Source organism: Pseudoalteromonas sp. J2K-J031 (assembly GCF_058197095.2).
Map to the genome: position 1 here is coordinate 190835 of NZ_CM200279.1, position 12309 is coordinate 203143.

At 42.0% G+C, this 12309-nt stretch carries 9 protein-coding genes; 4 read left to right on the forward strand and 5 right to left on the reverse strand.

Annotated features, from left to right (window positions below; all coding sequences use genetic code 11):
• Nucleotides 1–192 precede the first annotated feature (192 nt).
• The 4 genes from AC3KZC_RS00910 (at nt 193) to AC3KZC_RS00925 (ending at nt 5438) form a co-directional block, all read left to right on the forward strand.
• Nucleotides 193–1776, forward strand: a complete 1584-nt coding sequence (locus AC3KZC_RS00910) for an alkaline phosphatase family protein (RefSeq protein ID WP_490578313.1) — start codon at nt 193–195, stop codon at nt 1774–1776.
• Nucleotides 1777–1787: 11 nt separating this feature from the next.
• Nucleotides 1788–3617 carry an alkaline phosphatase gene (locus AC3KZC_RS00915; RefSeq protein ID WP_490578312.1) on the forward strand — a complete coding sequence of 610 codons (1830 nt, stop codon included), beginning with the start codon at nt 1788–1790 and terminating at the stop codon, nt 3615–3617.
• Between the two features lie 96 nt (nt 3618–3713).
• A complete protein-coding gene (locus AC3KZC_RS00920) occupies nt 3714–4442 on the forward strand; it encodes a hypothetical protein (RefSeq protein ID WP_490578311.1) in 729 nt (242 codons plus the stop codon).
• Nucleotides 4443–4520: 78 nt separating this feature from the next.
• Entirely contained in the window at nt 4521–5438 is a 918-nt protein-coding gene (locus AC3KZC_RS00925; RefSeq protein WP_490578310.1) for a DMT family transporter, read from the forward strand.
• Here AC3KZC_RS00925 and AC3KZC_RS00930 read toward each other — a convergent pair.
• The 5 genes from AC3KZC_RS00930 to glpK form a co-directional block, all read right to left on the reverse strand.
• Entirely contained in the window at nt 5435–7381 is a 1947-nt protein-coding gene (locus tag AC3KZC_RS00930; RefSeq protein WP_490578309.1) for an alpha/beta hydrolase family protein, read from the reverse strand. The two genes, AC3KZC_RS00925 and AC3KZC_RS00930, sit on opposite strands and share 4 nt — an antisense overlap.
• Before the next feature lie 63 nt (nt 7382–7444).
• Nucleotides 7445–7813 carry a hypothetical protein gene (locus AC3KZC_RS00935; protein ID WP_490578308.1) on the reverse strand — a complete coding sequence of 123 codons (369 nt, stop codon included), beginning with the start codon at nt 7811–7813 and terminating at the stop codon, nt 7445–7447.
• A 174-nt stretch (nt 7814–7987) separates the two neighbouring features.
• Nucleotides 7988–9274 (reverse strand): hypothetical protein, encoded by a 1287-nt coding sequence (locus tag AC3KZC_RS00940; RefSeq protein WP_490578307.1) that lies wholly within the window; start codon nt 9272–9274, stop codon nt 7988–7990.
• A gap of 417 nt (nt 9275–9691) precedes the next feature.
• Nucleotides 9692–10705, reverse strand: coding sequence for a DUF389 domain-containing protein (locus AC3KZC_RS00945; protein WP_490578306.1), 1014 nt, complete (start codon nt 10703–10705; stop codon nt 9692–9694).
• A 33-nt stretch (nt 10706–10738) separates the two neighbouring features.
• Complete coding sequence (gene glpK / locus AC3KZC_RS00950) at nt 10739–12253, reverse strand: glycerol kinase GlpK (RefSeq protein WP_490578305.1); 1515 nt, start codon at nt 12251–12253, stop codon at nt 10739–10741.
• Nucleotides 12254–12309 lie beyond the last annotated feature (56 nt).

Below are 12309 nucleotides of genomic sequence, written 5' to 3' on the forward strand. Positions count from 1 at the left end.
CACTTATACCGCACTTAGCTGCTTGATGTAATAGCTTGTTGATAAAAAAACTCGGTCAAGAAGGTGTTTGTCATAAAAACATACTTTTAGAGTAACCGCTCAGTCATCGAAATTTTATAAAACAGCAACATAGAAGGTCTACATTAATCCCGCTTTTGCACATTCTATATATAAAAACACGGGAAATTAATCATGAAAGTTAAAAAGCTTGCGCTTGCGATAGCGGCTGCTTCGGTTGTATCGGGTAGCGCTTTAGCTGGGGTACTTCCAGATGTTCAAAAAAATTCAGCGTGGTACAGCACCGCTCAAAATAAAATAGACCAAAAACAAAGCCTCACAAAATTAAACAAAGCAAAAAATGTGATTTTATTTGTCGGTGATGGCATGGGTATTTCAACCTTGACGGCCGCGCGCATTTTAGAGGGGCAAAATAAAGGTCAAACAGGCGAGGAAGGGTATTTAAGTTTTGAGCAATTTCCTTATTCGGCGCAAGTTAAAACCTACAATGTAGATGCCCAAACACCCGATTCTGCAGGGACGATGACAGCGATTATTTCAGGCGTTAAAACCGATGCAGGCGTGATAGGTGTTGATGCCGATATTAAGCGTGGTGATTGTGCAACGGTTGCGGGTAATGAGTTAGTAACGGCACTGGAACTTGCTGAAATAAAAGGATTGGCTACTGGAGTTATTTCAACTGCGCGTATTACTCATGCAACACCAGCAGCGACGTATGCCAAATCAGCTGATCGTAACTGGGAAGATGTCTCTGATATGCCCGCAGCTGCGGTCAGTGCAGGTTGTGAAGATATCGCCTCGCAACTGGTTAATTTTGAAAAAAACCTAGAAGCACGTTACTTAGGTGTTGATGTTGATGGTATTGATGTGGTGATGGGGGGCGGTCGTCGTCATTTTTTACCTAAAGATGTGGCGTTTAATAGTGCTGATGCAGTCAGTGCTGTGGAAGGTGATCGGACTGATGGCCGTGATTTAACTGCAGAGTGGCAAACGCGTTATCCAACAGGTAAATATGTGATCGATCAGGCAGGGTTTGATGCCATTGATTCTTCAACTACGTCACAGGTGCTTGGGTTATTTAATGAATCACATATGCAATACGAAGCCGACCGTGCTAACGACATCGCAGGCGAGCCTTCGCTCACCGAGATGACAACTAAAGCGATTGAGATTTTAGACAACAACGATAAAGGCTATTTTTTAACAGTTGAGTCCGGCCGTATCGATCATGGTCATCATGCTGGTAATGCTTATAACGCACTTACCGATGCGGTTGAATTGAGTAAAGCAGTACAAGCTGCAATCGATGCAACCAATCCAGAAGAAACCTTAATTTTAGTTACGGCTGATCACAGCCATGTATTTACCATTGCGGGCTACCCAAAACGTGGTAACCCCATTTTTGGTAAAGTTGTGGCGGTTGGCAAAACAGCCCCATCGTTAGCGGCCGATGGGATGCCTTATACCACGCTTGGTTATGCCAATGGGTTAGGTTTTCGTGATTTAGGTGCGCAAACCGATGCCGACGCTTCTTATAGCGAACCAGCTTTGGCTGGTCGTCAAGATTTAACCACTGTTGATACGTTAACACCTGGCTTTCATCAAGAAGCAACAATCCCTCTTGGTTCTGAAACGCACGCAGGTGAGGACATTTCACTCCATGCAACGGGTCCTGGTGCACATTTAGTGCAAGGTGTGATTGAACAAAGTGTGGTCTTTCACTTAATCAATCAGTCACTTGGTTTAATTAAAGAATAATGGATAACACAATGAAAAAATTAACGCTTCTTTCAGTGGCAATTGCCGTCGCTTTGGCTGGTTGTTCAGGTGATGATGGTAAAGATGGAATGAATGGCTCAGTGGGCGCCAATGGTAGTAATGGCTTAACTAGCTTAATTATGCAAACTCAGTTACCAGTGGGCGATGACGTGTGCCGTAACGGTGGTGTTAAAATTGATTCGGGATTAGATACTGATGCAAACGGTGTATTAGCGACAAACGAAGTGACTGCTACAGAGCATGTGTGTGCGCCGACCCTGACTAGCCTTGCAGCATCGGATGTTGCAACAACCACAGCAAACCAGTGGTATAGCGACAGTGAAAACCGTGTTTTACAAGCTAAAGACATGGCGGCAAAAATCGCTAAAGAATCAGGTAAAGCAAAAAATGTAATTTTGTTTGTTGGTGATGGTATGGGTATTTCAACTGTGACCGCTGCGCGTATTTTGGCAGGTCAATACAAAGGCATGATGGGTGAAGAGCACCAATTAAGCTTCGATAAATTACCATTTTCTGGTTTTTCTAAAACTTACAATGTAGATGCACAAACCCCTGATTCAGCAGGTACTATGACTGCGATGATCGCTGGTGTTAAAACCGATATGGGCGTGATTGGTGTTGCTGAAGGTGCTACGCGTGGCAATTGTTTATCAACCAAAGGTCAAGAGCTTGTCACCGCAACGGAGCTCGCGGAGCTTGCTGGTAAATCAACGGGTATTATCTCAACCGCGCGCATTACCCATGCAACGCCAGCGTCTGTTTATGCTAAGGCGGCAGATCGTAACTGGGAAGATGTTTCAGATATGCCTGCCAGTGAGGCGGCAAATTGTGAAGATATCGCCTCGCAACTTGTTAACTTTGAAAAGAACTTAGAAGCACGTTTTGCGGGTGTAAATGTAGATGGTTTAGATGTGGTGATGGGCGGTGGTCGTCGTCACTTTTTACCAAAAGATATCGCGTATAATTCTCCCGATGCAATGAGTACTGTTGAAGGTGACCGTACTGATGGTCGTGACTTAACAGTTGAATGGAAAACGCAATATCCAGCGGGTCACTATGTGATGGACCAAGCTGGGTTTGATGCAATTAACCCTGCAACGACCACCAAATTATTTGGTTTGTTTAATGAATCACACATGCAGTATGAAGCCGATCGTAAAAACGATATTGCAGGCGAGCCATCACTGAGTGAAATGACGGCTAAAGCTATCGATATTCTTGATAATAATGACAAGGGCTTTTTCTTAACCGTCGAAGCAGGGCGCATTGATCATGGCCATCATGCAGGGAATGCTTATGCAGCGCTCACTGATACTGTTGAGTTTGCCAAAGCAGTGCAAGCAGCGGTAGATGCTACCGACTCAGATGATACCTTAATTATTGTGACTGCCGACCATAGTCATGTATTTACCATTGCAGGTTACCCTAAACGGGGTAATCCAATTTTAGGAAAAGTGGTTGGAATTGGTAAAGAGACACCTAGTTTAGCGGCTGATGGCATGCCCTACACCACTGTGGGTTATACCAATGGAATTGGTTATAAAAACTTAGGCACTCAAACGGATGCTGACCAAGGTTATAATCACCCAATTGTGACAGGTCGTGTTGATTTAACTGATGTCGATACGCAAGCATCGGGATTTTTCCAAGAAGCGTTAGTGCCATTGTCGTCTGAAACGCATGCAGGTGAAGATGTGGGGATTTATGCTTCTGGCCCAGGTGCGCATTTAGTGACGGGAACAAATGAGCAAAGTTATATTTTCCACGTGATGGATTATGCTGCTGATTTAGTGAAAAATGCTGAAAAAGCAGTGCAGTAACTATTTTTAACCTGACATGATAGGCACATAAAACTGTCAAATATGTGTAGTAAATTAGGGGCTCTTCAGCCCCTTTTTATTTTTAAGAAGTTACTTATGAAATATTTACTCTCGACCTTAGCGCTGTGCATGACTAGTTATGCCAATGCGGGTATTTCGGCATGCACACTCAACCCATCTTTGCTGGCAGCTCAGTACACCATTGTTACACAAAAAGGTCAGGGGGTTGTCAGTCAGCCATTTGAGCTTTGGCGCAATGGCAATTTAGTGGCACATTATCAACCTGAACAGCGCATGAGTGAAATTTGGCAGCATTTGAGTAATGGTCAAATTCGCCCTATTCGTTACTTTGAAGATTATAAACATGGTATTGAATATCAATCTGTTGATTTAATCGGCACAACTGCAGTGCCAGCTTGGCATGATAAATACCAGCTTATGACTCAGCAGCAGTTCGACAACATGACCTTGATACATGAAAGCGGTGAGGGCTGTGAGCAATTACAAACCTATACACTTAATAATGAGGTGGTCGTGTTAACGGTTAAGTGGTTACCTGCGCAAAAGTTAGTACAATCTTTAAAAGCGATAAAAAAAGATGCGAGCGAAGAGTGGCAACTTAAACACCTTGTGACGTCTGAAGATGCAATAAAACAAAAGTTTGCAGTGTGGGATAGCTATCAAACTACCGATTATGCCGATGTGGGTGATAATGAATCAGACCCGATGCTTGCGAAGATGATTAAACTCGGCTTTATTTCGCATGGTGCTTCAGGATTTTATCATGCTGATGGTACTCAAATTGAAAGCAGTCATCATCATTAATAACGGCTAAATAGTATTGATTGCACCCTTGTAGGCATCAGGATACATTCTCAATCTTAATTTTGAGGAGCACAGAGTATGCCTACGTTGCTTTGGCCTATTTTTTATGTATTGGCATCAGCCATTTTTATGGCAACAATCGGGATTTTTGCGCGTTTTGCTGTCTTACCTGCCGAGCACATCACATTTTTTCGTTTAGCTATTGGGGCGTTGTGTGTTTTTGTTTATTTATTCTTAAGTCGGCAATACAAAACAATTTGGCATAAACCCGCTTGGAGCACTGTGCTCAATGGGGTTATGTTGGCCAGTTTTATGGTGTGTTATATCGAAGCCATGCAATACACCACTATGGCCAATGCAATTATGTTGATTTACCTTGCCCCGTTATTGGCCGCTGTTGTTGCTCATTTTATTTACCATGAAAGGTTAAGTGCGGCGAGTTTGGCGGCTATTTTGTTGGCTTTGTTTGGTTTTGCTATGATGATGAATTTTGAGCTAGCAGTTGCTTATTCTACACAAGAGCGATTGGGTTTATTTTATGGTGTTTTGAGCATGCTCAGTTACGGCACATTCATTTTACTAAACCGCAAAAAAACGACTCAAACCCCTTATCAAAGTACCTTAGTGCAGCTTTTAGTTGGCGCTTTATGTGTTTTACCTTTTGTACTAGCCAAACCTGTCACTATTTCAATGCATCAAGCTGCGTGGTTGCTTGCTATTGGTATCATTCCTGGATTTTTGGCGATGTTATTTGCGGTCAAAGCGTTACGAGAATTACCCGCCATGACCTTTTCAACATTGGCCTATATTGAGCCCGTTGCGGTGGTGATGCTGGCATGGTTCATTTTTGATGAGCAGCTAGGGGGATTACAGCAAGCAGGTTGTGGCTTAATTATTGCCGCTGGTATCGGGCAAAGTTATGTTGAACATGTAAATAAAAAACGCAGAGCGCTAAAAGCAAAGGCTGAGACATGTGCCTCAGCCCAAGGGGCTTAAAGTAAGTGTTTATCTAAAAAGGTTTTTACTTCATTGAGATAACTCATTTGATTGTCAATATTCCAAAAACCATGACCTTCTTTTTCAATTACAAAAGAGGTGTACGTTTTTTTATGAAGATCAAGCGCTTCTTTAAGTTTAATGACATGCTCAACGGGAGCGCGTTCATCACGCTCGCCATGAGCTAAAAATAAAGGTGCCTTGATTTTATCAGCACCATACACTGGCGAGTTTTGTTTGAGTATTGCGTCGTTAGTGCCAATGACTTTACTAAGATAATCTTCTGTACTGCTGCGTTTTTGTAAGTCACCTTTGGTGTACAATAAGGCTAAGTCGTAAATTCCCGCATTGGCGACAGCACATTGATAAGTATCAGGGTAGAGTATGGCACTTTGGACAGCAGAATAGGCACCAAAACTAGCCCCCATGATGCAGACTTTATCTGCTTTTGCTAAGCCTTGAGCGATAGCCCAATCAACGGCATTTTTAAGGTCTGCTTGAATGGTTGTGCCCCAGTTGAGATAACCAGCCCGCGAAAATTGCTCCCCATAACCGCTTGAACCTCGGTAATTGACTTGTAATACCGAGTAGCCATTGAGAGCTAAGAATTGCACCTCAGGATCAAAACCCCATGTATCTCGGACTCCGTGCGGGCCACCGTGAACTAGCAATACCAATGGTGCAATTGTGTTACTTTGCGCTTGCTGTTTTGCTTTGGTGAAATATCCGGCCACAGTAAAATCGCCACTTTTGAAACTGACAGGTTCTGTGAATGCTAATTGGTCTTTAGCTATCTTTAAGCTATTGGGAAAAAGACCCTTAAGCTCATTTTTCTTTTGATTATAAATATAATATTCACCAGGATTAACATCAGAAGACACTTTGACAATTGAGAGTTCGCCATCTTTGGTTTGGCTTTCAATACTCACTGCATTACCGGTAAAGGTCGTTAAAATATCTTTAAATGCTTTTGCTTCAGGAAGTGCTTTATTAAGTAAAATATAAACCGGATAGCCATCATCTAACCGTAAAGCGTAAATGTTTTTACCATCATGTGTGAGATTTACAGATGAAACATCTACTTTTTTATCAGTGAATACAGGTTTATAGCTCCCATCGACAAACGAATACTTAAACAAGCCGGTTAAATCTTGGTTTAAGTTGTCTAGTGCATAAAAACCACTGTTATCATTGGTGATTGTAAGCGGGGTGAAGGCTGATCCAAACTGTGCGTTATTCACTTTTTGCCATTGATCATCGACCTTAAAATACACCATTTTTTCATTTTCTTTGCTAAGGCCAATAGCGAGTTGAGGCTCACCCTCCTGATCTGTGACAATTTTAACATTTGGAGCAGGGGCGCTACCTAACTCCTTTTGATTGCCGCGATAGATATTAATTTTACGCAATTCGCCTAAGCGATCTTGTCGATCATTCATGGCGGTCGACAAGATTAAAATATGGCGTTTATCATCAGGCAAGGTATCCACTATAGTCGCCCAGCCATAGTCTTGCTGTTTGCGGGCAAGGCGCGTGCCTGTTTGGTTTTCGCCTGAACGATAACCATAAATCAGGTTTGAGTTTTTACCATCATAATCAACCGCTAACAGCTCTCCATAAGATTCAGTGTATTCAAGCCAAGCTGCTTTTTGTACGACTTCAATGACTAAGCGTTCATCATTTGCCCAAACGTAAGGGCCAACTTCGCTATTGCCTTCAAGGGTGATTAAACCAACAAATTTCAGTGTATTACGGTCGGTCACAGCAAGTGCTTGTTTACCCTGATGGTTAATTCGCATGGAGATGTAGTCACCGCTAGGCGAAATTTGTACATCGTTATACTGCATCGCATTAAATAAATTTTTAAGCTCAACAGCGTCGGAAAAGGGAGAGGTTAATGTGCAAAGTATCAGCACAAAGCTGATAAATAATCGAGTTATCATTGTTATATCCTTGTTAATGTATGTGCAAGCATATAAAAAACAACTCGAAATTGGTACGGAAATTTAGCTGCCGCTAATGATAGCAATGAGTTTATTTACAAATAATTTTATAGCCGCTTCGTCGCTAAACTTAAACGCTAAGCCGTAGTGAATGGGTTTGCTGCTTTTAAAAATACGCGTTGGGAAGCGTGTCATTTCAGCACTGTGAAAATACCCTTCTTTATGCTTTACCCCTGCAAGTGCGTTTAAATCGGCAACAAATACTTCATAGGCTGGGCGAATTATCAGTTGGGGTACGCCGCTCTCAATGTGTAAGTAAAAGGCTTCTTTACTATTAGGGAGCATGTATTCGGTTAGGTTTTTAATGTTGAAGTTTGAGCGACATTGAAGCTCAGTTAAACAGGTGCTGATTTGTTGTTGAGTGATAGCCACGAAACGCTCCAAAAAGTACTAATATTTTCAATCCATTAGACGCTATCGGCACTTGCTTAGCAATAAAAAAAGCCCACCATAAGTAAACTTAAAGCAGGCTTCGGGAACAACAACTACATTTGTCAGGGTTGTTACTTAATATCGGGGGCAGAAATTAAGTGAACTCAGTGCTAGTTAGTGATCATGCTCTTGGGCTATCCCTAACCAGGTAATTTTATTTGGCACAAAATCAAGCTCTAACAAGGTGCTTGCTTTTTGCTCATGTAAATCAACAGCGATAATTTTTTGCTGTTGTTTGGCTGCAATGAATAACGTTTCATCAGCACGTGAATAAGTTAAGTTTAAGGTATCGTCAGCTTGCTCAAGTACTTTAAAGCGAGCCGTTACTTGCCATTGTGCTTCGGCTGAAAAAATAGATAAATAGCCTTGGTTGTCGATGACATATAGGTAGCCTTCTTCTTGATCTGCAACAGAGGCTACAACAGAAACACTGTCATTTTCACGCCATGTAATTTCGCTCATTTGCTGATTTTCAGGATCAATCAGGTAAAAGAAGTTACGTTTTGCATTACCAATAAATAGTTCGCTATCGTGACTTGATTTTAGCGAGCCAATTCTTGCACCTGCTGGCATGTCAGCGATGTTTGCAATCTTGCTGTTAGTGAAGTTTTCGCCCGATTGGGTGATAACAAGTACACCATCACCACAACCAAAAGCAATGTGCTCGTGATTTTGTGCGCTGCCATGTAGATTTGGGCAGCTCAGTTCAAAACGCTGCTCTTGATGAAAGTGGTCGTCATGCAAATGATATAAATCTACAAAGTCAGGCAGTGTATTGGTTGTTGCATCACTGCGATGAGTTGTGAGTACAAAATCTTCGCGCAGCTGTGCTGTGCCGTGCATTGCGTTTTCGAACGTGTGCTCAGCGACAATTTTCCCTTCTTTAATGCCGTGGTCATCAAGAATTAAAAATCCAGCTGGAATATTTAAGGTATTGTCACCATCAATAAATAAGCTAGCGCGTTCTTCATTGACATCAAAATGGGTTGGTTTAACGTGGCTGATATTAAAGCCAATCATGCTTGGGTCTATTTTGTAGCCATGATCGTGATCACCGTGGTCTTCCTGATATAAGCCACCATCAACAAACTCAACAAGGTCATTTGCGCGCTGCACTAAAACCGCATAGCGTAATCCAGGGCTTGCGTATAAACCATCAACAACATGGGTGGTATTAAAGCTATCTAATAACTGATTTTTATCTAATTCAAACAATGACACGCTTGCTTGATCTGCATGACTAATCGCTAAGCGACCTTTAGAAACAATTGTTTCATGTTTATGGTCGTTATCTTTTTGTTTGCTTTGCTCAGCAGCCATTTTATCGATTTCGCTATTACAGGCAGTCAATAAAGTTAATGTGCAAACAAGGGCGCTGAGTTTAAATCGTTTTAGATACATCTGGGTTGGGCTTCATGTTATGTGATAATATAGCGCAATGTTATATTATCACAAACGTATTGTGAAGAGTGTTGGGAATATTTTTTGTATAGATAAAATAAATGTCGTTTTTGATAAAGTATTACCTGTGCTCGATTTATACCCAATGGATTTCAAGGTGCATGTGGCACGCGGCCACCACTCGAGTATCTTGAAAGACGACGGGTATATGCATCAGGGTGATTTAACCTGAGTTATGGGCAGAGATTTTCAAGTGAAATAAGGCTGATTGTCGCATCAATAGCGAGCCTACTGCACGGTAATCACACTACTGCACGGTAATCCATTGAAAATAGAGTTTTATTATCCAGTATTCAGGTTGCCGCTACATGCGGGCATTAAGCTGCGAGTAATATGCAGCTTAATGCGATCTGTTGATTAAGAATCTGACAGCTCAGATGGTTGATAGTGTAAGACATCTCCATTTCTATCAATCACTTCAATACTGATGTAGCGGATCCTTACCTCAATTTTTTGACGCAAGCCTTCATTATTTAGTCGTGATTCTAAATGCTGCACAATGCTTGCACTTGGTTTGATGGGCGCACGCAGCACTACTTTTACCAGCCATGTATCGTTGTTGTCTTCGAAGTGAATTTTAACTACATTCGCCGCAGTAGACTGATTGAATTCTTGATTGATAATGCGGCGAACTTTACTCTCATAGAGTTGTTTTTCGACAATAGACTGCAAATTCATTAGTAATACGCCAGTAATCAGTAAGAGCAATAAAAGAGAAATGGCATTTCGTTTGATAACCGTAGTAAAAGTGATGCCATCCCAATTCAAAAAACCATGAAAACCGTTAAACCATAATACCAGCGAAGAAATAAATTGAATGGCTAAAATATTGGTGAATGTTAATAAAAATGCACCTTGCGCTAATTCAAATTCACCTTTGCTTAATAAAATACTGGCTGCGCATAAGGGGGGAACAAGGGCGGTTGCAATAGCGACCCCCACAAATGAAGTGCTTAATCGGGGTGAAATTGTTGCGTAGGCCCCAGCCGCTCCACCGGCGAGTGCAATCATTAAATCGATAAAATTAGGAGTTGTACGGGCCATAATCTCAGGGGTAATAGGAATATCGCCATGAATAAAGCCGATAATAAAAGCGACAAAACAAACAAGCAGCGAGCCTAATACAATCGACTTGAGTGAATCACTCATTAAGCTTTTGTCATTTTCCACCACACTTAACGCTACGCCTAAGATGGGGGAATACAGGGTTGCAACAATCATGGCACCAATAACAACCGCAGGGCTATTAGCAATTAAGCCATAGCTCGCAATAATAGCTGCCAGCATATTCATGATAATAAAGGCGATATCAAGTTTTGCGTTTGATTTTATGTTCAGCCGAGTTTGTTCTTTAAATTCTGTAATATCCATTTTGACCCTAAATAATATGGAAAAGGGAATTGTTTATTCGCTTTGTATGGCGTTACTTTGCACGCGAGATAAAGCCATTTGCCAGCCTTTAAGTAGGCTCGTCCGTTGATTATCAGCTAAAGTAGGGTGAAATACTCGCTCAACCACCAGATTTTGTTTTAATTTTGTTATATTAGGCCAAAATCCAACGGTCAAACCTGCTAAAAACGCAGCACCTACAGCAGTGGTTTCATTTTGAGTGGTGCGTATTACAGCTACATTGCTAATATCTGCTTGAAATTGCATTAAAAAATCATTATTTACAGCTCCACCATCGACTTTTAATTCAGTCAGCGTAATACCGCTATCATGGCACATTGCAGCCAGTAAATCTTGGCTTTGATAGGCGATGGCTTCGAGCGATGCACGGATAATATGATTGCGATTTGTGCCTCTTGTAAGCCCTATAAGTGCACCTCTGGCATCCGGATCCCAATGAGGCGCGCCAAGACCAACAAAAGCAGGCACTAAGTAAACACCTTGGGTGTCGGTTACTTGGGTTGCAAAATAGTGTGTGTCTTTCGCTTCGCGAATTAGGCCTAGCTCATCTCGTAGCCATTGAATTGTGGCGCCCCCCATAAAGACCGACCCCTCAAGCGCATAATTTATTTCACCTTGTGGGCCAATCGCGATAGTGGTCAATAAACCCTGTTTTGATACCGCAGCCTGCGCGCCTGTGTGCATCAATAAAAAGCATCCTGTGCCGTATGTATTTTTAGCGCTACCTGATTCGGTACAAAATTGGCCAAACAAGGCCGCTTGTTGGTCGCCAGCTAAGCCTGCAATTGTTATTTCGCTGTCTTGCCCTGCGATGCGTGTTGTGCCATACATCGCAGCTGATGGCATCACATTTGGTAGTAAGTTGCTAGGAATGTCGAAAATTTTCAGTAAACGTTGATCCCAGTTTTGCTGGTGGATGTTATATAACATAGTGCGCGATGCGTTGGTGGGGTCGGTTGCGTGTACTTTACCTTCTGTTAGTTTCCAGAGTAGCCAAGTATCGATTGTGCCAAAAAGTAACTCCCCTTGTTCTGCTTGCGCACGTGCGTTGGGTACGTTATCAAGTAACCACTTTATTTTACTAGCTGAAAAGTAAGGGTCGAGTACAAGCCCAGTGGCTTGATTTATATACTCTTCATGTCCGAGTTGTTTTAGCTGCTGGCAAATGTTATTGCTGCGGCGACACTGCCAAACAATGGCATTATGGATGGGTTTACCGGTATTTTTGTTCCAAATAACCGTGGTTTCACGTTGGTTGGCAATGCCAATAGCTGCTATTTCATTACCGTGGATCCCCGCATTAGATAATGCCTCTATTAAAGTCGCGCTTTGGCTGGCCCAAATTTCCATCGGATCATGCTCAACCCATCCTGCCTGAGGATAATACTGGGTCAATTCTCTTTGTGTCGTGGTAATAATTGACGCGTGATGATCAAAAATTAAGGTTCGAGAGCTGGTTGTTCCTTGATCTAACGCTACAACGTATTTTTTTATCGTGCTGGTTGTCATGCCTAAACCTTAATTGAAAGTGCAAAGTTAATGTTTATTAAACTAACTATTTTGCA